This window comes from Chlamydia trachomatis A/HAR-13 (assembly GCF_000012125.1).
Classification (GTDB): Bacteria; Chlamydiota; Chlamydiia; order Chlamydiales; family Chlamydiaceae; genus Chlamydia; species Chlamydia trachomatis.
In genome coordinates this window covers 952,077-976,751 of sequence record NC_007429.1, presented here as the reverse complement: position 1 = coordinate 976,751, position 24,675 = coordinate 952,077, and the positions used below count along the sequence as shown (strand labels likewise).

Here is a 24,675-nt window from a genome sequence, read left to right as displayed (position 1 = left end):
TGCTCAGGGAAAACACGCAATAACCATAACTATCTGTGGGTTTTCTGTGTAGTGCCGAAAACATGTTCTGTGTAACATAACCTTAGGCTTCACAAAGAAAGATGTAAAAAATATGCGCTGTTTAGTCCTTTTGGCACTAGAAAGTTCCAAGTCAAAGGAGATGTATATTTGTTTGCATAAATGCAAATTCAAGCCATAAAAAGAAGCTTCTCAACAAAAAAATAAACTAAGCCCCACTGATTTCTGTAATAAATTTCCGCGATTCCTGAGGAAGATATGAATCGAATTGAAATAGACCTTCGTGGTAAGCGCCGAGTTGTGACCCCTAATGCCATTACAGCTTTTGGTCTTTGCTGCGGACTCTTTATTATTTTCAAAAGCGTGTTGAAAACTTCCTCTTCACTAGAGCTCATGCACCGCTTACAGGGGCTCTCTCTACTCCTTATTAGCGCTATGATTGCAGATTTTTCGGATGGAGCTGTCGCACGAATTATGAAAGCGGAAAGTGCTTTCGGTGCTCACTTCGATTCTTTGTCTGACGCTATCACTTTTGGCATAGCGCCTCCTTTAATTGCGATTAAAAGCTTGAATGGAGAATACGGCGGAACCTTTTGTTCCTCTTTCCTCCTGGTGACTTGTATCATCTACTCTCTGTGTGGAGTACTCCGCTTAGTACGCTATAATCTCTTTGCCGCTACGGGAGAAAAAGCAACTACATTTACAGGACTTCCTATTCCTGCCGCTGCAGCATGTGTAGTCTCTTTAGGCGTGCTACTAGCCTCTGATACCTTGAACAGCCTTCCTGAACGAGCTCGGGTTCTTCTCGTCTCTCTCGGCCTATTACTCAGTGGCTGTTTAATGATTTCCACCTGGCGTTTCCCTGGATTAAAACACTTCCATTTTCGCGTTTCCTCATCGCTTTTAGTTCTGGGAATCGGGTTAGTGGCTTGTCTCTTCTTCTCGGGACTAGTGGACCATTTCACACAAGTATTTTTCCTTGTCTCTTGGTTATACGTGCTAGTTGTTGCTCCTGTTTTTTCCTTTATTAATAAAAGATCTTCTTCTTAGTATATGGGTGTCTTCGCTATTTCTTTGCTGTCGCAAACTGTGTGTCTATACTTTACATTCTTTTCATTAGGAATAGCGCTGGGAGTGCTCTTCTCCTTTAAAATTTTCACCAAAAAGCTATCCCGACAACACGAAATCATTCGTGATCTGGAGCATAGCAAGGCTATTCTACAAATGTCTTTAGATACTCGCCGAAGTCAAGAACAACTTATGGAGGAGTTCTCTCATAAACTGACTTCGGTATCCCAGGCGTTTGCTAGAGACATGAAGACAGAATCTCAAGAATTCTTTTCTGAGAAAACTCAAGCCATTACCTCTGTTCTTGCTCCGGTGCATAATACCTTATCTGCTTTCAAACAAGACTTAGAAAATTTTGAAACTAAGCAAGCCGAAGACCGTGGAGCTCTCAAAGAACAACTCTCTCAATTACTCACTGCAGAACAGAAGTTAGAGCGAGAAACACAGGCTCTTACCAATATTTTGAAACATCCTGGATCTCGTGGAAGATGGGGTGAAATTCAACTAGAGAGAATCCTTGAAATTTCCGGCATGTTGAAATACTGTGACTACAGCACGCAAACAGTAGACTCCAGTGAGTCTTCTTCTCGAGCAGACATTGTCATTCGTTTGCCGCAAAATCGCAGTCTAGTTATTGATGCTAAAACTCCATTTTCTGAAGAGTACCTTACGGATAATCACGCGGATCCTACTGACCTAGTAAAAAAAATAAAAGACCATATTAAAACTCTTAAAACCAAAAGCTATTGGGATAAGTTCGAGCAGTCCCCTGAATTTGTCATTCTCTTTCTTCCTGGAGAAAGTTTATTTAATGATGCTATTCGCTGTGCTCCTGAACTAATGGACTATGCAGGACAATCTAATGTGATTCTTTCCAGCCCTGTGACTTTAATGGCTTTATTAAAAACGGTCACACATGTTTGGAAACAAGAAAATTTACAAAATCAGATTCGAGAAATTGGACAACTAGGAAAAGACCTCTATCAAAGAATGCATAAACTGTTTGACCATTTCCATAAGGTAGGCAAACACTTAGGGCAAGCTGTTCATAGCTATAACGACATGTCTTCTAGTCTTTCTGCTAGAGTTCTCCCTATCCTCAGAACTTTTGACAAACTAGAGCTCTCTTCTTCCCACAATAAAATCGAAGCACTCTCTCAGGTAAGCACCCTACCTCATTCTCCGAAGGTTCCTTGTCCCGAAAACGATCTGGCAGAATGCTTATCCCCAGAGGCTTCTTATCTGAAGCCTCCTTCCTCAAACCAATAACTTTTGGTTTTATTTAAAATGCAGCCTCTATTTGGAATGCTTCATTAAGCTCTTTAGCGCTTTTCTGTAGCATTTCTTCTCCAGCAAAAGAAACAAATGAGGCTTCGGAAAGGCATCCTTCAAGACGATTACGTACAACCTCACAAATTTGTGCTTTAGTTGTAGATAACACAGCCTGACGGAAAGCTTGACGAACGAAAGGCACCTTACCGCTCCGCGAACGATAGTAGGATGCAGATCCACGACTTCCTGGAGAAATCGGATCATCTAAATTCTGAATAACACCAAGAATTCCTTCATGCACATCCTCTTCTGAGAAATCTCCCGCAGCCATATCACGAATTCCTTGGAGCAATACCTGATAGGTAGTAGCCACTTCCGGATCTCGGTAGCTATAGCAATAAAAAGCACCTCGCCCTAGGTTTGCACTAGCGCCAGAGCCGTAAGCGCCTCCTTGCTCACGAATTCTAGTATGTAAAATGACATTCCCCAAAACCTCTGCTGCAACAGAAAGAACTGCGGCATCTGGATGATCATAAGCAAGTGAGCCTAGAGGAAATGCCAATACATTGTAAGCTCCTCGAGCGGGGATTACAATGCCTCGAGAATCTTTCACGACATCAAGAACAGGATTTTTCCAGAGCTCTCCACCCTCTAATCTCTCATCTAATAAACCAAAAAATCGCTGATCATGTAGAACTTGATAATTAGCTTTACTACTACTGATGACAAGCTGCCGTCTTCCAACAAAACACTTCTTATAAAGCGTTTGCAACCGATCTATAATTTCCTGTGCTTGAGAGTCAAAATTACTGAGCAGCTCTCGGATATACTTGACATAAGGAAGTCCTGCCATCTGATATGCTAAGCCTCCCGCAATAGATTTATTGCAGCAGGCCAAACTAACCGCATATCCCATTGGGCTATTTCTCACGCTATTTGTTAGAGACTCTGCATGCTGCATTAAAAGCTCTTTGAGTCTCGCAATATCCGAGAAATCTACTGTTGTTAAAGTTTCTCTTATGACTTGGAACAGATACTCTGCTTTGGAGATCAAAGCCTTACCACGGATACTGATCGAGGGTGAGAGTCGATCAGTATCTGTAGCTTGAGAAGAGAACTCATAAAGGACATCCACTCCACCAGTATGCTCTAAAAGAAATTCCAAGTGCTCTTTGTAAGAGCGATTCCCACTTCCCAACTGTAACAGAACAAAAACGAGAAGGCGTAACCATGGCAATTCTTCCGCCGAAAGAGCTGGAAGATCAAAAACGAGTTCCACAAAAATAATATCATTAGTGAAACAGTCATGATGAAGAACTTCACCTTCTGCAAATACTTCTTTCTCTAACACAAACTCTTTCCCTAAGGAAGGAACTTTGTCCAAAGCAAATAGAGGTAACACTTTATTCAAATCTTCTTCTTGCGACTGATATGCTTCTAAACGCTTAGAAACTGCCTCTACTCTCTCTAATTCTTCCTCACTCATTTGCATTTGAATTGTGTGTAGAACATTACGTTCTTCTTTATTCTCTTGGGCAATCAACTGAGAATCTGGGAGAAAGATGACGCGAGCATAATGCGGGTTATCTAAGAAATACTTCCGCACCAATCGTGGTAGATAATCTGGCTTTTGGATATTCTCTCGCAAGTTAGCAAACAAAGTATGGATTCTTAACCCATCCTCCGCTTTCCCTCCATGCTGTCTTAGTAGACCTGCTCGGAAAAACAATGATAATCCATAAGGAATAGAATACCCTGCGATCTCCTTCCTTGCTAATTCTAGCTGATGCACAGCTCCTTCAACTAAATGCATCGGAATTCCCTCTTGAAGGATCTCCTCTAAACTAGCTAAAATTAGACTTTCCAGTTTCTGACTTCCTGAATGAGAACATCCCCTACAAACGATATATACAGGGATCTCATGAAGTTCGCTGTCAATACTCATATCAACTTGCTTACATAATCCAGATTTCAGCAATCGAGATTTCAAAGGAGCTGCATCCGTTCCCATTAAAACTAGATCCAGAACATGTAAAGCAAGAAGATCTTGCTGATCAAAAATTGAACAAGTAAGCCAAGCTAATCCAAAAAGCACCTTATCTTCATCTGCCCCATCGGAAGGATATCTTTCAATCACACGTACAGGTTCTTTGAAACGTTTCTGCAGAGGAAGAGTTACACTTTGCTTCTCTACCTTCCCTACACGTCTCAGCAATTTCTCCTCTAAGAAATCTAAATGACGGCTAGGTTTAATATTCCCATAAAAATAAAAAAGACAACGACTGAGCGTATACTGACTTTCATAAAAAGCGCGGACCGTTTCTAAATTCAGCGAAACAATTGCTTTAGGATCTCCTCCCGAATTTACACCGTAAGTGACCGAAGGGAACAATGCGGCATTCATCGCTTCGCTGAGCCGAGATTCTCCCGACATCAAAGCCCCTTTCATTTCATTGAAGACGATCCCAGTGTAAGAGAGATTTCCTTCCTCTGTCCGTTCATATCTCCAAGCTTCTTGCAAAAAGCTGTTCTCTGTTAACAACGGATGGAAAACGGCATCAATATACACACTGAGTAGATTATAAAAATCTTCTGGTATCTGAGAAGCCGCAGGATAACAAGTGAAATCAGCCCCTGTGAACGCATTCATGAAGGTATTTAAACTACGTCTTGTCATTGAGAAAAAAGGATCCCGAATTGGGTAACTCTCAGACCCACATAAGGCCATATGCTCGAGTACGTGAGCCACTCCACTAGAATCTTGCGGGCAAGTCCGAAAAGAAATATTGAACACATTTTCATCATCATCATTCACGATCATCATGATCGTTGCCCCGGTCGGAGTATGTTCCACTTCAATTAGCTTGCTCTCGATCTCGGGAAGATCCTGACTCAACTTGACTACAAAATTTCTATAGGTATCCCCAGTTTTCATATCCCACTCAATCTTCTATAATAGAGAAGTTGTTTGCTCTCCCCTATTTCGTTTCTACCTAACAATAAGAAAGACAGCCTACATGGTTAGAGCTCTTATATCCACACAAATATTCTTTCTGAAGGCTTCTCTTATTAAAAAAAAGGACTCGATTGAGTCCCCATACTAGACTAGCTTCCTAAAATATAAGGCCAGGACTACTCGTCTGATTTCAAGACGATGAATCGCACCACATCTCCTTGAGAAACCATAAGGAGAACATTCTCTCCTTTCGAGTTTTTCAAAACCTGATTTAACTCTTCAACGGAAGCGACTCGCTGCCTATTCACCGCTAAGATAAGCTGTCCAGGAGCGACGCCTGCAGAAGCTGCAGGCGAGCCTGCCTCCACAGCAACTACCAGAATCCCTCGGGTATCTGCTGCCAATCCGAGTTTCTTACAAATTTCTGGAGTAATGTTCTGAACACGGACTCCCATCTTCTGCAACGCTGAAACGCCATCCTCTGTTGGGATCTGTGTAACCGTCACAGGTATCTCGATTGTTTTCCCTTCACGAACGATTTTTAAAACAACACGAGTCCCTGGCATCATTAGGGAAATGGCATTACGCAACGCACTCAAAGACTCTACTTCTTTTCCATTGTAAGCCACAATGACATCTTCTTGGCGCAGCCCTGCTTTTTCTGCTGGAGAACCTTTAACAACATCCGTCACCAAAGCTCCGTACACTTTTTCCAATTTGTAACAAGTAGCCAATTCAGAATCTATCGGTTGCAAGGTAACTCCCAAAAAGCCTCTTGTTACCTGCCCATCACTAATCAATTGATCAATGACTCGTTTAGCCATCAAGCTAGGAATAGCAAACCCTATTCCAATATATCCCCCGCTACCACTGACAATGGCAGTATTAACCCCGATAACTTGACCATTGATGTTTAACAATGGACCGCCTGAATTCCCAGGATTAATGGCAGCATCTGTTTGAATAAAGTCTTCGAAATCTACAATATGTAGCTGATTTCTTCCTTTAGCACTAATGACCCCGACAGTGACCGTTGCTTGCAGTCCAAAAGGATTTCCAATAGCAATAGCCCAGTCACCTATCTGCAGCTGATCAGAATTCCCAAAAGTCAAAAATGGTAATTTCTCTGCTTGAATTTTGATCACAGCAAGATCTGTTTTTGGATCTAACCCCACGATCTTAGCTGTGTATTTTTGTCCATCGTAGAGAGTAACATGAATTTTTCCTGCATCCTCGACTACATGATGGTTAGTAACAACATAACCATCTTCAGAAACAATGAACCCAGTTCCTCTTACAGCATCACGCTGCTGTGGACGCCGCTGCTCTCTATGCGAAGGCAACCCAAAAAATCGATTAAAAAATTCGTCATTAAAATAATCAAAAGGGTTCTCTTGAAAGCCTCTTTTGTTTCCTAGAGAAGCAATAGCCTGGTTCCCTGTTTTAGGAAAATTTTCTATATATACAACTCCAGGCGTTGCCTTAGCAGCGACCCGAGAAAATCCTCGGGATACTTCTTTGAGCAGATCTTCTTGTGAAACCTCTTGATCTCCTGAGGATACTGCAAGACAAATATCAGCCTTAGAATCTTTCTTTGACGCACTATAGCCTAGCATTGGCGAAGAGAAAACTGATGTCGATAGCAACACACATAATAATCTTTTCATCATCTTTTCCTTGATAAGCGATCTGGGCGTCTAGGCCCCTTTTTTTTTCATTTTATGCACCATAACAAGCAGATATGCAGCATACAAAATCTAATGATGCAAATCAAGGGGACTACTCTGATGATTCTCCAATCTAAAAAACTAACGTGGTTTTAGAACGGATGCAACCGCCTCTCCAATAAGTGCAAGAGATTCTACAACGGTAACCCCTGCCTGTCTCAAAGCCTCTTGTTTGCTAAAAGCATCCCCACTTTTCCCTGAAATAATAGCTCCTGCATGTCCCATACGTTTCCCTTTGGGAGCCGTAGCTCCTGCAATAAATGCAATCACAGGCTTGCTACTATGTTGACGTGTCCAATCTGCAGCTTCCTCTTCAGCGCTTCCACCAATCTCTCCAATCATAAGAACAGCTTCTGTTTGGCTATCCTTTTCAAACTCTTGGAGAGCATCGATAAAAGATGTGCCATTTAAAGGATCCCCTCCGATACCGATACACACACTCTGTCCGATCTTTCTTTGCGTAAGTTGCCAAACAGCCTCATACGTAAGTGTACCTGATCTAGAAACCACTCCTACCTTCCCAGGAAGATGGATATACCCAGGCATGATGCCAATTTTACAAACTCCAGGCTTGATCACTCCAGGACAGTTTGGCCCAATTAAAGAGCTTGCGCTCTTTTCCATAAGAGAAGCTACTTCAAGCATATCCTTGATTGGAATTCCTTCTGTGATACAGACTATCAGCTCAATTCCAGCATCTTCAGCTTCGAAAATGGCTTCTGCAGCAAACGGTGGCGGCACAAAAATCATCGAAGCACGACAACCTGTTGCTTGCTTAGCCTCCAAAACAGAATCAAAAATGGGTAAGTCTAAAAATTGGCTCCCACCCTTTCCTGGAGTAACTCCTCCAACAAAGTTAGATCCGTAAGCGACACATTGTGTAGTGTGAAAAGACCCTGCTTTCCCTGTAATACCCTGTGTAATAATCGGTAAATCCTTGCTTAATAATTCTAACACAGTTTCTCTCCCAGCTAACGACTTAATTGCACAGCGAGTTCAGCCCCCTCGCTCATGGATGTAACGAACTCACAAGGAATTCCTGCGTTAATAATCATGTCCTTTCCTTTATCTACATTCGTCCCTTCTAACCGAATTACAGTAGGGATCGTTTCTTTCTGTCCTTGCATAGCAGAAACAAGTCCAGAAGCGACGACTGCACAATCCATAATCCCCCCAAAAATATGGATAAAGAGCACGCGCACACTTTTATCAGATAAGACTAAAGAGATGGCTTCTTGAATTTGCTTTTCAGAAGCACTTCCTCCTACATCTAAGAAATTGGCAGCAGAACCGCCATATAACTTCAGAATATCTAAGGTGCTCATCGCTAATCCTGCACCATTGACTAAACATCCGATTGTTCCATCTAGAGCAATGTATGAAAGGCCTAACTGCTTAGCTAGTACGTCACGAATATTTTCCTGAGAAGGATCATAGCAGTCTGCTAGCTGAGGATGTCGATAAAGAGCATTGTCATCAATCGTCATTTTGGCATCTAGAATGACAAGAGACCCGTCTTTAGTAAGCACCAATGGATTAATCTCTAATAAAGAAGCATCCTTTTCATAAAAACATTGTAATAACTGGCGAATGATACGATTCCCTTGATCGGCAATAGGTTGATCCCACTCCATGAACTTAGCAATACGGCGTAACTGATACCCATAAATTTTTCCAGAAGAAGGTAGTGTCATTTTAAGCAGCTGATCCGGCTGCTTTTCTGCGACTTCCTCGATATCCACACCTCCTGCTTTAGATAGCATAATGACAGGACAACGATGTTTTCTATCGATGACGATCGCAAGATAATACTCCGAAGCAATCTCTACTAAAGGGGAAATCAATACTTTATTAATAGGAAGAGACAACCCTGCTGTCTGATTACTAGAAAATTGCATATGCAGTAGCTTATCAGCTGCTGCTAATAAGTCTTCCGGAGAGTGCGCAATAACCACCCCTCCATTTTTTCCTCTTCCTCCAGCATGAACCTGTGCTTTCACAACACCAGCTTTCCATTGTTCGGCTTGAATCGCTGTTTCTACTTCAGGTACGGAGGTCGCTACGTGATAGGGGGGAATAGGAAGTTGATAAGCAGTTAAAAGGTCCTTAGCTTGATACTCATGAAGATGCATAAATAACCCTTTAATTTTTCCTCCTTATCTTTTATTATTCTTTTTACTTCAATCAACTTTGATTACTCAGTGTTCAAGTTTTTCGGAAACAAACTCCGCTCTCTTTTTAAAAAAACGCTTTCTTCTGACTTATTAGAATATGCTGAAGTTCTCTTGTATGAGGGAGATTTTGGCCCTAAGCTGACAGAAGCTTTTTGCGAAGAATTACGCCGATGTAAAAATCCTGATGAACGGGCAGTGAAAGAGCTTATTCGCTCTTTCTTATCAAAGATTATTTCTAAGCTCCCCCAACGAGAGCCTCTTTCTGTTCGTCCTTTTTCTACTCTTGTCCTAGGAACGAATGGCTCGGGGAAAACAACCACAGTTGCGAAACTGGCTCACTATTATCTTTCTCAAAACCAAAAGGTTTTAATTGTAGCTACTGATACTTTCCGTTCCGCAGGAATGGACCAGATGCGTTGTTGGGCAGAAACCTTAAACTGTGGGTTTATCTCAGGGAAACCTGGAGGAGATGCTGCTGCGATAGCTTTTGATGGGATTTCTGCAGCAGTCGCTAGGGACTATGATCATGTGATCATAGATACTTCGGGAAGGTTACACACACACACGAATCTTCTTAAAGAACTTCAGAAAATCGCTACCGTTTGCAACAAAGCTTTTCCTGGAGCTCCGCATGAGACACTGATGACGATCGATGCTACTCTGGGAAGCAACACATTGAGTCAGGTGCAACTATTCCATGAAGCCGTACCTATCAATGGACTTATTTTCACAAAAGTGGAAGGTTCTGCCAAAGGAGGCTCTCTCTTCCGTATCGCAGATGAACTCAAAATCCCTACTCGGTTCGTAGGCTATGGAGAAACAATTCATGATTTCGAACCTTTTGCCATAGACCGTTTTCTAGATAAATTACTGGATGTTTGAAACTGAAAATCCCCTCCTTCTTCACCCATAAAAAAGAGGTATTTAGGAACTCTAAATACCTCTTTTTTTTCCTAGAAAATCTATTTTCGATCGACCTTTACCGTCTCTTGTCAGAAGAGGCAAAAATCTGCAACAAATACCAAAATATCATAATTACATTGCAGTACATCTGTAGAGCCATGATCAAAGAAAGCTTATAACTAAGATCTCCATGATCCCCTACGCTACGAGCAACACGACGAATAGACTGAGCATCCACTACTGTCAGACCTACAAAGATAATCAAACCTAAGTAGCAAATTAACAGATATAACAACGGCATAGGCGTGAAGAGAGACACTATTAAAAAGGCTAGAGATATCACTACCAGCCCCACAAGTGCCAACATCAAAATTCTATGAATTTGTGTTAAATCATTCTTAGTGAATGCTCCATACGCTGCTGACAATCCGAAGATTATACCAGCAGACCCAAATGCGGCCCACACTACCCCGCCTCCAAATTGAGCGGCGTATACGGGTACCAATGTTCCAAAGAACATCCCTTCTAGAATAGAGTAGGCCAAAAACAATCCCATTACAGCAGGGACAGAAAGTTTTTGAATCTGGGCTTGGATATAGAAGGACACTCCCAGCGTTGCAAAACACCAAATCCACCACATAGGGAAAAGCGCTCTGTACGCTCCTGTTGCGTATAACCCTAGAGATGTTAGAGCAGTCACAGCTAGCCCTGCCGTCATCCACCCATATACTCTGGAAGAGAAGGTCCCTGGCAAGCGGGAATCCTGCGCATAATCGCGATCATACAATCCCATGGAGATCTCCTAATTTAAAATAGTTTTTACATAACTTCTTTCTAAAACGTATAATACAGGGTTGCAAGATTTAACACAGTATATCCTGTTAGAATTAATAGAACGGTCTTTCCTCCTGGCAATATCCTTTTACCAAAGCAACGCCGTTTCCCATAGCGTCCATTCCATAACATGGCTACTGGGAATAACACGATAATGCAAGCTCCCCCTATCCCCCCAGCATAGCGTAAACAAGACAAAACAATCTCGGGATAAAAAATAGCCCACACTAAAGGAAATACCTGAACTAAAAAGAACAAAGATACCCGTTTCTTACGAGCATCCCATTTAAAAATATCTATATAAAAGTCCTTTAATGCTAACGCAGTCCCTATAAAAGAAGTAACCAAAGCAAAAAATCCAAATAATTCCCCGGCAATATAAAAAGCAGAATTCTTTAAAGATCCTTGAAGAGCTCCTGCAGCAGTCCACCCTAAATCCTTAGCTTTTAGCAAGTCGACTAAGGGAACCGTCCCTAAAACCAAAGCTTCCCAAGCAATATAGAGAATTAAAGGAATCAAACTCCCTATTAGAATAGCACGTTTAACCTCACGAATATTCCCATCCAAGTAGTGATACAAAGAGGGCACCACATTCTGAAATCCAAATGCTAAGAAGAAAATAGGCAAGCTATTAAGAGAGGAAAACCAGGAAGCTCGCAATAGCAGTTCTCCCTGTATACGCGGCACACCCAATACGCAGAGAAGCCCAAAAACAAAGATAAGGCCAAAAACAAACCCCCGATTGCAATAATCAATAACAGAAGTGTTTGCCATCAGCAAAGGTGCAAAAAGGGAGAAAAATAAAAGGGGCATGACATGTCGCATCCAAGGATAGGAGAAAAAGCTCTCTCCGATCACTCGAGAAAGAATATTTCCTCCATCACAAAAATAAGCTACAAGTAAAGAGTAAAATAGAAACAGGTAGACTAAACATAACACCATATCCCTAGAGTTTCTTCAGCCATAGAGCATAAGTTAGCCTGTCTATTTCCCTTACACCAGGTTAATACCTCCAGATAGCCATAACCTGAGGCTAACGAAACCAACCAAGCGAGCACATATAGCACCACGGCAGGGAAAAACCCTTCTACAGCTGTCAAAATAGGAACGGCTAACACACCAGCACCTATTACAGTCCCCGCAACAATTAAAATTCCTCCTACACACTTATTCCGCATACACATCCTCCTCCCCCTGTTTTTTCATGTTGATAGGGGAATCTTTCTCATTACGAAATACGATCCAATCTATACTATATGGAGAAAAACAACTAGCAAACAGTCGCGCTTTCATCATTTCGATCTGTTTACAAAAAGCTCGCATAAAGGAAATCTGAATGCGAGCTTGAGACTTGAAGTGAAGGAATTAATAGCCTAGAAACTTCTGGGCAATCAACACCAGGTTAAGAAGCACTAGCCCTGACATAACCAAGAGAGTCCCTTTCCCGCCAGGAAGAATGCGTTTACCGTAATAACGTTTCTTTCCGTAGCGCCCTTTCCATACCATCAATACGGGGAAAACTCCTAAAACTATCGTCTCACCTAAAGCGCCGGTGCACTCCAAACATTTCAAAACAATGCCTGGATAGAAAACAGCCCACACCAAAGGGAAAACAAAAACTAAGAAAAAGATTTCCACTTTACGCTTTTTCTCATCCCATTGAAAAGCATCTATAAAAAAGTCTTTTAAACCCAAAGAGACGCCAATAAATGAGGAAATCAAAGCAAAAAATCCAAAAAACTCCCCTGCAACATAAAAAGCCGAGCATTTCAAAGCTGTTTGTAATGCTCCAATAGCAGTCCATCCCTCTACTTTCGCTTGTTCTAAGAAAGAAATAGGAACGGCTCCTAACACAATGGCTTCCCAAATGATGTACAGAACCAAAGGAATCGAACTTCCAATAACAATGGCCTTCTTCACATCTTTTACGTTCTTATCCATGTAGTGATACAACGTAGGAACAACGTTTTGAAATCCAAATGCCAAAAATAAAATGGGAAATCCTTTTAAGGTAGCTCCCCAAGCAGATCTTACTAACAAATCCGTTTTCATAAGAGGGAAACCGAAATAGCAAAACATAGCGAATGCGATTCCTAAGCCAAAAACGAAAACCCTGTTACATTGATCGATAATGGATGTTTTCGCCATTAATAATGGGGAAAACAAAGCAAAAAATACTACAGGCATAGCATGTCGAATCCAAGGAGTATCCCAACTGCGACATCCCATGACTCGCATGAGAATATTCCCACCATCACAAAAATAAGCCACCAAGAGGGAATAAAAGAGCAGTAGGTATACCAACCACATAATGATCTTGCTTTTATGGCCTAAAGTATACTCTGCCATAGAGACCATATTTACATTCTTTCTTGAATGTGTCCAGGTCAATACTTCCAAAAAGCAATACCCGGAAGCCACAGCAATGAACCAAGAAACAATATAGAGTAACGTCGTAGGCAGGAATCCCCCTTCTGAGGTAGAAACGGGGACGGCTAATACTCCGGCGCCAATGGTTGTTCCTGCGACAAGCAAGGCTCCGCCCAACATTTTGTTTATCATGAGAATACCTTTTTTAGAGAGTCGCATGGATTTGCGACTTCTCGATTCCATCTAAGATACAGACGCTTATGCTATTCATCAAGAGAGAAAAAACTGTAGATTTTACTCTACAGTAACAGATTTAGCCAAGTTCCGAGGTCTATCTACTTCGGTTCCTCTCTGTAAAGCCATGGTGTAAGCCATGATCTGGCCTGCTATCGTGAATAAGATAGGAGCAGCAAGGTCGTGGCTATCGGGGATATAGATCTGCTCGTCGGAGACAGCAGCGATATCCCGATTGGATTCCGGAGCAAGAGCGATCACATAGGCCTTTCTAGCCTTCACCTCCATGATCGCTCCTATAGTTTTAGTGTATACAGAGCGATCTCCACAATACACAATCACGGGAGTCCCCTCTCTAATAAGAGCAATAGGCCCATGCTTCATTTCTCCTGCAGGGTAAGCATTTGCTTCTACGTAAGCAATTTCTTTTAATTTTAAAGCTGCTTCCATGCAAATTGGATACATAAAACGTCGCCCTAGGAAAATAAAACTCGTCTCCTCAATTTGTCGGCAACGCCAGTCATGAATAGAACTATCTAAGAAAAGTCTTGTCAAATTTGGCAAATCTTTCAGACCTTGTATTGCTTGCGCTAAGTCTTCCTGAGCAATGACTTGGCGATGGTTTGCTAGCCTTAAACCCAAAAGAATCAACAGCAACAGCTGAGCTGTGAATGCCTTTGTAGAAGCGACTCCCACTTCCAATCCCGCCTCAATAAACAGACAATGGTCGACTCGAGAAGCAAGAGCGGACTCTCGTACATTACAAATCCCGAGAACACGTGCTTTGCTCAACTTGCGGAACTCATTAAGAGCGGCTAACGTATCTGCCGTTTCTCCTGACTGACTGATGAGAATAGCTAGCGAATGCTCTGCTATATATGGCTGACGATAACGAAACTCTGAAGCAGTTTCTACATATACCGGAATGGAAGCGATAGATTCAATCACATATTTGGCTAAATAGCCGGCATGATAAGAAGAGCCGCAAGCTACAATATGCAAGCTCTGAATCTCGTCCAAAGAGAACCCTTTTAAAAAAGATTCTGTAAAACCGTTCTCTTCACACGTGAGATGTAAGATACGCTCAAAGACTTCAGGTTGCTCATAGAGCTCTTTGAGCATGTAATAATCAAACCCTTTTTTATCCAAAGAATCTTCTGTATGGTCTATGCAACGCACTTCCTTTTGGATACGCGCTAACTCAAAATTGTACGTCTCGATAGACTTCCCTATACGTAAAACAGCTAGTTCTCCTGAAGCCAAGGTTTGTGTACAGCCAGAATATTTTAAAAAAGCATGGATATCAGAAGAAATAAAAACCTCATCTTCTCCTAATCCTAGGATGAGAGGACTTTCATGAGCAGCACATAATAAAACTTCAGGATGATCTTGGTGCATGAGAGCACAAGCAAAACTCCCCTGTAAGCGTTTGAGAGTCCACGAAAAACTTTGAATTAAATCTCTTGTCTCTTTGTAACGCCTTGCAAAAAGTTGTACGATAACCTCTGTATCGGTATCTGATGAAAATACTACGCCCTGCTCTTCCAGTTCTTCTTTGAGTTTTTGGAAATTCTCAATAATTCCATTATGCACCAAAGCACAACTCGCATCCATATCTACATGAGGATGTGCATTAAAGCGGGAAGGTTCTCCGTGTGTAGCCCATCGCGTATGGCCTATAGCTGCCTGAGAATGGATATCAGAAGAAACAGCAGAACATAACTGGCTTACAGGCCCTACAGCCTTCTCTACAAACAAGCGGCCTTCAACAAGAGTTGCTATCCCTGCAGAGTCATAACCACGATACTCAAGTTTAGACAACCCTTCCAAAACTAAAGGTACAGCGTTCTTTTCTCCTAAATATCCAAATATCCCACACATATCGATCCTTTTATTCGGAAATCTCGGCTCCAATTTCGGCTTCTACAACATCAACAATTGTCTTAGCAAGGGAGTCCACTTGATGCTTTTTAGTCCCCTCGACCATAACTCTGCAAATATTTTCTGTACCAGAATATCTTAACAAAATACGTCCAGAATCCCCCAAGACCTCTTTTACTTCTTTGAGCACCCCTTGTACATTAGCTAAGGACTCTAGAGGCACCTTTTTCGTCACAGGGACATTGATTAGCGCTTGAGGACTCTTTGCGATACATGCTGTAAGATCGGATAATGTCGATTCACTTTCGATCATAATACGCAACACTTGAAGAGCAGATACGATCCCATCCCCTGTTGTATTGTAATCGAGAAAAATCATATGCCCGCTTTGTTCTCCTCCAAGCACAGCTTGATTTTCCAACATATGCTGCAATACATGTCGATCTCCTACAGGAGAAATTGTAACTTGTATCCCCAGACTTTCTAAATAACGCAATACACCAAAATTGGTCATCACTGTTGCCACTACACGATTATCAGATAGAGCCTGTCGTCGTTTTAAATCACTTGCACAGATGCTTAACAGCATATCTCCATCTACAATATGCCCCTTCTCATCAACCATGATCAGACGATCCCCGTCTCCATCTAATGCAATTCCTACATCTGCTTTGTGTTCAATAACTGCTTTCTGAATGGTAGAAGGCCATAAAGCTCCGCACCCTGCATTGATATTACATCCCGAAGGTTCACACCCATAACAGATCACTTCTGCGTCTAATTCTTCAAATACGGAAGGAGCTACTCGATAAGTGGCTCCATGAGCACAATCTAAAACAATACGCAAACCTTTTAACGTTCTCCCTTTCGGGAAGGTAGCCTTCGCATACTCAATATATCTTCCTGTTGCATCTTTGACTCGTTTATTTTTACCAACAGCATGATCATCAGGAAGTTTCCCAAAATCTTTCGAAGCAACCATGGCTTCGATACGCTCTTCCACTGCCTGGCCAATTTTGAATCCATCCGAAGAGAAAATCTTAATTCCATTATCTCGATAAGGATTGTGTGATGCTGAAATCATAATCCCAGCATCTGCACGATAAGCTCGAGTAATAAATGCCACTCCTGGGGTAGGGATAGGTCCCAACATCAGGGTTTCTATCCCCATAGAAGTAAGACCTGCTATCAGAGCATTTTCAAACATATATCCAGAGAGTCGGGTATCTTTACCAACAACTACGCGATGCTTACCGGCATGTTTCTCTAATAACACCCCTGCAACGGCCTTACCAAGGAGAACAGAAGTTTCCACCGTCATAGGCTCAAAGTTTGCCCGTCCTCGCACTCCGTCAGTTCCGAATAGCTGTCTCACATCACGTGTCATTGCTCTATCCCTAAGAATATCCTTTGGCTCAAAACTAACTGATCCTTGATTTTCAGAGATAAATATTCCCTATTTTTATCAAAATCTTTGCAATTCGCCTTCTTAAGACCTTTCCTCAAACATCAATCTGGGTATCAATAGCTTACTATTTATAACCAAACAAAAATTCAAACGGCCATTCACTTTTTAAATAAGAAGTAAGAAAATAATTATCGAAAACTAAATGATTTATTTTTTTTGTTTTTATGACCCCCTATTTGATAGAAGCTTTAGTTGCCTGTTGCATTCTGCTTTCTTTAGGGATGGTCTTGATTTTTGCCTTTACCATCTGCCTACTGCTCAAGCTCCATAAGATTATGAAACTTGTCAGTCGAATTTCTTCTCTATTTAACTTCGAAGCTCGCTGGCTTGCACCTCTATTGATTGGGAAAAAATTTATTCTAAATTGGTTACGCAAGAAGTATGCCGACCGGAAAATGTCTCAGCTAGCAGACGAACTTGAGGATAATGAAGACTCTGAAAATAGTTGCAGCAGCCGCCTACTTTGTGGAGCCAAACTTGCCGCTATAGCCCTATGCGCATGGCTCTTGATAAGAAAAAAAGATTAACCTTGTTTGTGGAGAAAAGGATGTTCAGAAGCCAAAAACCTAAAAAAAATAAATGTTGCTTATGGTTGCGAGGCGTCCTATTCGGAGGGTTCCTAGCTACACTACTTACTAGTCTTTTCCTCCCTAAAAGTGGGATGCAAATCAGAAAAAAGCTTCTCCGCGTCAAGACATCCGGCACGAAGAAAGGCCGAGCCCTACTCAAAAACTCTAAGCACCACACACGAGAATTTGCAGAACAGACCAAACTGCTGGCTAAAAATATTTCCAAAGAGATTCAAGACTTTACTCAGTCCATTATTGATGAAAGTCGTCGAGATTAACGAATCCAAAAAAAATAGCCTGGTCTTATTACTACAAGCCAGGCTTCTATTAAAAAAACAACGAATTAGACATTCGTCTTCTTCTATATCGAACCACGTCTTCCTGGTTTGATACCATGTTTTTCTTTTTCGAATTCCATCGCTTCATAAGCTATCTCATCAAGATTCTCTATAGCTTTGTCTAATTCTTCACGCAACTCTTGTTTCTCTGACTCTAGATCTGTCACTTTCTCTTCTAATTGTTGTTTTGCTGCCTCCAGATCCGTAACGGTTGTTAATTTTTGCTCCATTTCAGCTTTCTCTTCCAGCCAAGCTTTTTTCTCTTTCTGAAGATTGATTTTTTCTATGGTAAGAACACCTGTTTCCTCATATAGCTCCATAATTTTCTCAGCATATTCTTCAACAACTTGCTCATACTTCGTCACATCTTCCTTGTGCACTGCGGTATCATCGCTCCAACCTTTTGAAAGGAATTCCACTTCTGATTGCAATTTCCGATTTGCTTTGAGCATGTCAGCCATTACAATTCTAAACTGGGATTTTTGCTCTATCCAAGACTCAAACTCTTTCTGCCACCATTGAGATTTCTCAACTTGCAAGCATAAAGCTGATACCAAGCAGCATAAACCGACGGCTACGACGACAGCAGCAACTATAGCACCGATTAATCCTAATCCGGAAGCCATAGAACATCCTCCTATTCCTATAGCAAGAAGTCCCAATACCCCAGCAACAACACAGATCAATCCTGCGATCCATGAGGTTTTAGCAAGAGGATCCTTCCGAGAGCCTTGGATCTGCTTTGCCATTTCGATATCTTTCGTGAAAGTATTTATAGAATTGGAGTTTGAAGTGCAATTATTGGGAAGAGTAGTCATCGAATCTCCTTTAAATGATCGTCATGCAGATGGACCAAAAAACAGCCTCAGACCTATTTCTGCACAAATTTTGTTTCCTAGCGAAAAAAAAGAGAAAAATTCTATCTTCTCCTCAACTTATTGACTAGCTAATAAAAAAAATATAATCACATTTCTAATTCACTCCATTTCAGAGTAAAAAAAATCCCTAATCTCTGATGGGAGATTAGGGATAGAATGGTTGCTGTTAGCTCTTCCAATCCATTAAAAGATCAATCGCAATCCAGTATTCGCCTTATATCCTAGTTTACTATCTGTAGAAGTAAATCCTCCACAAAAAGCTGTTAATCCTAAGACTGTGCTGAAGTAAGAACTCCATTCCGTATTATTTTCCAGAGCGACACGCAGCTCCTGTCTAGGAAGATCCATTGGAGCTCCCTCCCAATCAAACCCAGCTTCTAAAAGCTGCACCGCGCCTCCTTCTACTTTTCGATAAGCTTCCCATGCATAACTTATTCCCAAAGAGTTCACCTCTGAAAACTGTCCTTTTATGAACGCCAATTCAAACTTCATCCCTAAAGGAATGGTGATATTGGTAAGGGAAGCGTCTTCAAAAGAACGCGCTTCTCTTCCTTGTTCTGTAAAGCCAGGGAATTTCATAGAAGCATAAGATACTTCGACATAAGGATTGAAATGCAAAGCATAAAAAGTAGGTCTCACAGGACCAACTAAACTTCGGTATTCAACTAAAGCATCTGCCAGTACTCCTCGAGATGTCCAAGAAGCACTCGACTCTCCTAGTACTCCATAACGCGTTTTCATATCGTTCTGTGTTTCTCCAAGGCTATATTGTCCTTTGAAGAACCAGGATCCAGCTAAAAATCCTGTATATACAGAACCAACAACTCCCTTCCGAGAAACCTCCGCATCAAACTTCTGACTATCCATTTTACCTAGGAAAGCAGCTCCACTAACTCCTAGAACAAAATCTTCCATCAATTGAATATCGACTCCAGCAGAAGCACCACCATAAGCTCCTTTGTATCCATCAATAGCAACCAGATTCTCTGCAGATAGAGTTCGGAAACCACCAAAGGCGAATCCCCACACATTTGTAGAATAATCGAATTCCATACGCTGAGCAGTGAGATTATGAGCAAAGCGTGCATTTTTCAGAGCAGACAAGACAGCCCCTTCTTCCCATAATGCATTAAATACTAAAGCCCCTGCTTTTTGAGGATCTAATCGATATCCAGTAGGATTCCAACTAATGACAAGAGTTCCATCTTGAATTTTAGCCTCAGACCAATCTCCCATATGGCCGTATGTGTCTTCTTCAATCTCTGGAGTTACTACATGAATCTGTAAATCAGAAACCGACAAGTTACTGATTTCGGCTGAAGCTTCATCACCAGAAGCAACGAAAGACATCAATGGAACTTTAGCCTCATTCTTCAACAAAGCATGATTTTCATAACCAGTACCTGTTGTGTTAACTAACTCCAAATTAAGCTCTCCAGATCGAACATAACTTCCTCCAGGAACAATAACCTGAGGAGCTTCTACTGTCCCCTCCTGTTGACTAGAAGAGAAGGAGGCTAAATCTACAGAAATAGTATGGATATCAACCATAGGAACTGTTGTTTGAGCATTCTTCGCAATCCAAAGAGAATGTGCACCCTCTGGTTCAGAAGATGACTCGATTTCTGCTTCAGGTTTACTGATAGCATGCCCTTGTTGTACAGGAGTTCCTGAATCTAAAATCTTCAGTTTAGCTCCAGCAGCCAATACCAACTTAGCTCCAGCATCTTGTTTAAAACCATAACTACATAATGTGGCTCCATTTAGCAACTCAAGGCTTCCTTGTTGTACATGAATACATTGAGGAACTTTACTTTCTGCTTCTAAAAATCGAATAGATCCAGTGTAACCTGGATTTTCTCGACTATTGATTAACAATACTTCAGCAGATTTCCTTTCTTCTAGATTTTCAAAAACTAATGCGTCGTGGAAAACAATAGCATGTCCTTCCGTAGCATTCAGGGCTGTAATATGCGATTCTTTACCTGCAAAATAGATAGCATCGGATCCTTGTGCTCTGAAAGAAGAATTTCCTTTAAAAACAATATCTCCTCCAAAAGCTTCTAAAAGAACATTACCATGATCCTCTATACGAACAGCTCCTCCCGAACAGGCCACGTTGTTATAAAACAGAACATTCCCTGTATTCTGAGAAATCGTCAAATTTTGAGTACAAATGGCTCCCCCACCTGTATGAGGAAGATGCTCATCACGCTTCGAGGAATTTCCGGAAAAAACAACATCCCCTGCATTGCCTGAGATCAAGACTTCAGGGATTTGCCCATCTAACTTATCCTCTTCTCGAAGAGAACCTGTAAAAATGGCGCCGCCATAAATATCAGAGAAGTTATTCGAGAATACAACGGCCTCTTGGTTATCTACAATACGAACCCGTTTTGCAAAAATAGCTCCTCCAGCACACTCTCTTCTTTTCACAAGTTCTTCAGAAGAAATGGATGACTCAGGTGATAAATCCCCATCTTCAGATGCGAAAAGAGCTTGATTAGCTGCAGTAATAAAACTCTGTTCTGCACTCCCTAAGAAAGAAAGCTCATTATTGTCTTTTTGCTCAGGAGCTGGCTCTACCTCTTCAACCTTTTCTACAGTTTCTTCCACATAAAGACGTGTTGCTATGTTGTCTTTAAATTCAACTCTACCCTTGTTTCCAGAAATGACTACATCTCCACGTAAGCAAGAAATAGCACCCCCATAAACCCTCCCTCGATTATCTCTGAATAGCACATAGCCGTTATCAACTAGCTCACAATTTCCTTCAGAAGCTTGAAGAGCTCCTCCTCCCAAACTAGCAATATTTCGAGAAAAATCGACGCTTCCATTTCCAGCTAACTGCACTGTTTTAGATAAAAGAGCTCCTCCTGAGACTCCTTGTCCCATTGCGTAATTATTACCAAATCTTACTGAAGAGTTGCCAACAATCGAAGTGCTATCCATCCCATGAACAGCGCCTCCTCCACAACAACCTAATAATGTCGCTTCTTCTTCGCTGCACTGCAAACGATTTTGCTCAAATACTACTGCAGCGTTGTGGAGAATAGCTACTTCTCTTCCTAAAATCGCTCCTCCCCCAGAATATCCTGAAGAGAGTGGTCGCCCTTCTTTTTTGCTGAATAAAGGAAACTCCTCTTGAGTTGGAAGAGCTTGTGGAGCTCTCGCATTTCCTGTAAAAGAAATTCCTTCGGAATTATTGGTAATTTCCACCTTACCAGTAGCTAAAATCGCTCCTCCTCCCAGAATTTTCCCATTCGAAGCAAAAGTCTTCACAATGTTGTCTTTAAAGGTGAGCACACCAGCATTCTCAGAAAGAGAAATATTTTCACCAAATAGAGCTCCTCCTCCCTGGTACTCCATTTGTCCTAAATCTGAGGTCGTACATAAAGTACGAGAGAACGAAATCGCGCCTAAATTCTTCGAAATATCAATGGTCCCTAAAACAGAAGCACCACCTGCGGAAGAAAAAGATCCACACGCAATACCTCCTCCGAAACTAGCCTTACCTCCCTCGAAGGAAATCCCAGCCTGATTGTTCTGAATAGAAACAATTTCTTGAGCTGCAATAGCGCCTCCTCCTAAGCAAGCTGTACTATCTCTGAAAACCACTGGCCCCTCGTTGTCAGAAATCTGACAATTTTTGCCAAAAATGGCGCCTCCTTGCGAAGCAGACTCATTCTTATCACAAGTTATCCCGTGATTCCCTTGCAAAAGAACGGTGCCTAGAGAAGATATAGCCCCTCCACCTAAAGAACCTTTATCCTCTGTTCCAATTGCACAATTGCCTTTGAAAACTAGTTCTGCGCAGTTTTGAAAGGCAATATCAGAAGAGGCTGCAATCGCTCCTCCAGACAAAGCTCGGTTCTCTATAAAAGAAGTCTTTTTATCATTAGCGACAAAAAGCACTTTCCCAGAGGCAGCAATCGCTCCTCCATTAGCAAAGTTCGCGCTGTTTCCTTCAAAAGATATAGCCCCATCACAATTCGCAACTACCATATCTCCTGCAGGCATATAGAGACTTTTCTCTCCAGAAAGAGAACCCGTAACAAAGAAAGCGCCTCCTCCAAATCCAAGATGATCATTCGCACTAGACCCCTCAGCATTCACGGCTGTAGTACAGTGTTTAACCTGCAATCCTTGACAATCATGAATCAAAATACTTTGAGCTGCACAAGCTCCCCCCTGTTCTAGAGAAGAACATGATGCAAATTCCAATCCACCCTTAATCTTTTCAAAGATAAGATCTTCTGTAGAATATAAAGCCGCTCCAGACAAAGAAGCTTTCACGTCAGTTAATGTGATTCCAGCCTTACTACTATCCCCAACAAAAGCAATACCTAAAAAAGATTCTCCGTCACGAGGAGAATCAAGGTTGCTGCTCGTAAAACTACAAATTAACCCTTGGGAAGAGACTTGATCCTGTTGGTCCACACCTTGGAAAACCACGGGATTGGTTACTGAGAACAAAGTACTTTGCTCTACCTTCCCGGGAAGAGTATCCGCATCTTTCTCTTGGAAAGAACTTGGATCTCCTACAATTAACCTATACTGTCCTTCAGCCTGACTATCTTTAGACCCAACGAATAGATCTCGAATTTGGTCTAACAATAAAACCGCTTGAGGGCCTACATATACCAGCTCATTTACAGACTGTCCTCCAGCATGAAGATCTACGCAACTAGCTAACCCGCTAACAGAGGCAAGGATAGCTGCTACTACAGATAAAGAAAACTTAGAACAGGTGCTTTTTATATCTTTCTCGGAACTCATTTCAAACCTGCGAAATAGCACTTTTTTGACAAACTAGCGTACCGAAATAATCGGTCCAACAACGCGTTCTGCCTATGATTTCACAAAGACAAAACGACCCATAGACAAGCTCCAGAGACGACATTAGAGCTTTAGACCGTGGAATGTACAATGCTGACTGCTTTTTGAGAAAGATTTTTTATAAAGAACAGGCCCTTAGGCCACTGAAAAGGTGATCAAGCTAAACTACGTTATCACCAAACCTGTCTGCAATACGACTACAAACATTAGCTCGTGCTAAATCAATCGCCCCGGAAATTCCTCCGAACAAAGCTGTTCCATGAGATTTACCATGGCATTTAATCACTAGTCTAGATAAGCCACTGATAATAGAACCAGGATAGATTGTGTAATCAAACTGCATCTTAATCGATTTTTCCAAACGATCCCCGAGAATACGTCGTAGAAAATCGAATAACCCTTCCGCCGTTTTCAAAAAGACATTCCCAGTGAACCCATCTGTAACCACAATGTCTACTTTGCCGCTAAAGACATCGCCACTTTCTATGTTTCCTAAAAAAGCGCTACCAAAGATGTTCCGAAGCATACGAAAGGTCTGTTTATGAGAATCCGTTCCCTTGCGTTCTTCTGAACCAATGTTCAGTAACCCAAGAGTAAACGGCTGGTTACTGTTAGAGGACAACGATTGCCGATAAGCCAAACCCATACGAGCAAAACCTACCATCTCGTCAGGATTCACGGACACTGTGGCTCCGACATCTAAAATAACCGCAAATCCAGAAAGAGTCGGAACAGAAACCAACAATGCGGGTCTAGGAACAGCCGGAATCATAGGTATTTTGGAACGAGCAAGCGTCACTAAAGCTGCTGTATTTCCTGAAGAAACAAAACCGTCAAGATCCCCTTGCTGCAATGCATCCAATCCTAGAGCCATCGAGGACCGCTTTTTACGAACAGCAGCTAATAAGGAATCTTCCATAGAGACAAAATCCTCTGCGGTCACGATCCGAACGGAACGAGACAGCGGAGAATTCATTAATTGGTGGTGAACATCCGACGTAGCGAAAACAGTAAACTCTACTGGCTGTTCACCTATTGACGAAAGAAGAACTTCTCCCAGTGCTTCCCAAACAACGAGAGGATCATGATCTCCTCCCATCATATCTACGCCTAGACGCACTTTCATGAATTTCTTTTACGCTGCTG

General features: G+C 41.7%; 17 protein-coding genes and 1 pseudogene. 5 read left to right on the top strand and 13 right to left on the bottom strand.

From position 1 onward, the window contains the following. Positions 1-276 precede the first annotated feature (276 nt). Both CTA_RS04515 and CTA_RS04510 read left to right on the top strand, forming a co-directional pair. Positions 277-1,068: a CDP-alcohol phosphatidyltransferase family protein gene (locus CTA_RS04515; RefSeq protein WP_009873438.1), complete on the top strand. Its 792-nt coding sequence runs from the start codon at positions 277-279 to the stop codon at positions 1,066-1,068. Positions 1,069-1,071: 3 nt separating this feature from the next. Beyond that, on the top strand, positions 1,072-2,355 hold the full coding sequence (locus CTA_RS04510) for a DNA recombination protein RmuC (RefSeq protein WP_011324884.1): 1,284 nt from the start codon (positions 1,072-1,074) through the stop codon (positions 2,353-2,355). A 13-nt stretch (positions 2,356-2,368) separates the two neighbouring features. Here CTA_RS04510 and CTA_RS04505 read toward each other — a convergent pair whose 3' ends face one another. The 4 genes from CTA_RS04505 to sucC all read right to left on the bottom strand — a co-directional run bounded on the left by CTA_RS04505 (position 2,369) and on the right by sucC (position 9,173). After that, entirely contained in the window at positions 2,369-5,293 is a 2,925-nt protein-coding gene (locus CTA_RS04505; protein WP_010725359.1) for an insulinase family protein, read from the bottom strand. Between the two features lie 197 nt (positions 5,294-5,490). Continuing rightward, entirely contained in the window at positions 5,491-6,984 is a 1,494-nt protein-coding gene (gene htrA, locus CTA_RS04500) for a serine protease HtrA (protein ID WP_011324883.1), read from the bottom strand. Between the two features lie 138 nt (positions 6,985-7,122). Beyond that, the gene (sucD, locus tag CTA_RS04495; RefSeq protein ID WP_009872208.1) at positions 7,123-7,998 is read right to left on the bottom strand and encodes a succinate--CoA ligase subunit alpha; all 876 of its coding nucleotides are present in this window, start codon (positions 7,996-7,998) and stop codon (positions 7,123-7,125) included. A 14-nt stretch (positions 7,999-8,012) separates the two neighbouring features. After that, positions 8,013-9,173 (bottom strand): ADP-forming succinate--CoA ligase subunit beta, encoded by a 1,161-nt coding sequence (gene sucC / locus CTA_RS04490; protein ID WP_009872958.1) that lies wholly within the window; start codon positions 9,171-9,173, stop codon positions 8,013-8,015. Between the two features lie 69 nt (positions 9,174-9,242). Between sucC and ftsY the strand changes: the two genes are divergently transcribed. Then, entirely contained in the window at positions 9,243-10,097 is an 855-nt protein-coding gene (gene ftsY / locus CTA_RS04485) for a signal recognition particle-docking protein FtsY (RefSeq protein ID WP_009872206.1), read from the top strand. A gap of 97 nt (positions 10,098-10,194) precedes the next feature. Here ftsY and CTA_RS04480 read toward each other — a convergent pair whose 3' ends face one another. The 6 genes and pseudogenes from CTA_RS04480 to glmM form a co-directional block, all read right to left on the bottom strand. Further along, a complete protein-coding gene (locus CTA_RS04480; RefSeq protein WP_009872956.1) occupies positions 10,195-10,911 on the bottom strand; it encodes a Bax inhibitor-1/YccA family protein in 717 nt (238 codons plus the stop codon). Between the two features lie 41 nt (positions 10,912-10,952). Next, positions 10,953-12,136, bottom strand: a pseudogene (locus tag CTA_RS04475) (aromatic amino acid transport family protein). Continuing rightward, entirely contained in the window at positions 12,120-12,275 is a 156-nt protein-coding gene (locus CTA_RS04945; RefSeq protein WP_009872203.1) for a hypothetical protein, read from the bottom strand. The pseudogene CTA_RS04475 and the gene CTA_RS04945 overlap by 17 nt, the downstream one beginning before the upstream one ends. Positions 12,276-12,317: 42 nt before the next feature. Further along, a complete protein-coding gene (locus tag CTA_RS04470; protein ID WP_009872202.1) occupies positions 12,318-13,514 on the bottom strand; it encodes an aromatic amino acid transport family protein in 1,197 nt (398 codons plus the stop codon). A gap of 102 nt (positions 13,515-13,616) precedes the next feature. Beyond that, positions 13,617-15,437: a glutamine--fructose-6-phosphate transaminase (isomerizing) gene (glmS, locus tag CTA_RS04465; RefSeq protein WP_010725356.1), complete on the bottom strand. Its 1,821-nt coding sequence runs from the start codon at positions 15,435-15,437 to the stop codon at positions 13,617-13,619. A gap of 10 nt (positions 15,438-15,447) precedes the next feature. Then, positions 15,448-16,824, bottom strand: coding sequence for a phosphoglucosamine mutase (gene glmM / locus CTA_RS04460; protein ID WP_009872200.1), 1,377 nt, complete (start codon positions 16,822-16,824; stop codon positions 15,448-15,450). A gap of 245 nt (positions 16,825-17,069) precedes the next feature. On the opposite strand from glmM, the gene CTA_RS04455 reads away from it, so the two are divergent. Both CTA_RS04455 and CTA_RS04450 read left to right on the top strand, forming a co-directional pair. Then, on the top strand, positions 17,070-17,432 hold the full coding sequence (locus tag CTA_RS04455; protein ID WP_009872199.1) for a hypothetical protein: 363 nt from the start codon (positions 17,070-17,072) through the stop codon (positions 17,430-17,432). Positions 17,433-17,452: 20 nt separating this feature from the next. Continuing rightward, positions 17,453-17,752, top strand: coding sequence for a YtxH domain-containing protein (locus CTA_RS04450; RefSeq protein WP_009872198.1), 300 nt, complete (start codon positions 17,453-17,455; stop codon positions 17,750-17,752). An 83-nt stretch (positions 17,753-17,835) separates the two neighbouring features. On the opposite strand, the gene CTA_RS04445 is transcribed toward CTA_RS04450, so the two are convergent. The 3 genes from CTA_RS04445 to plsX form a co-directional block, all read right to left on the bottom strand. Then, the gene (locus CTA_RS04445; protein ID WP_011324879.1) at positions 17,836-18,630 is read right to left on the bottom strand and encodes an inclusion membrane protein InaC; all 795 of its coding nucleotides are present in this window, start codon (positions 18,628-18,630) and stop codon (positions 17,836-17,838) included. Positions 18,631-18,873: 243 nt separating this feature from the next. Continuing rightward, positions 18,874-23,469: an autotransporter protein PmpD gene (gene pmpD, locus CTA_RS04440; RefSeq protein ID WP_011324878.1), complete on the bottom strand. Its 4,596-nt coding sequence runs from the start codon at positions 23,467-23,469 to the stop codon at positions 18,874-18,876. 220 nt (positions 23,470-23,689) lie between these two features. Further along, on the bottom strand, positions 23,690-24,655 hold the full coding sequence (plsX, locus tag CTA_RS04435; protein ID WP_011324877.1) for a phosphate acyltransferase PlsX: 966 nt from the start codon (positions 24,653-24,655) through the stop codon (positions 23,690-23,692). Positions 24,656-24,675: the final 20 nt, after the last annotated feature.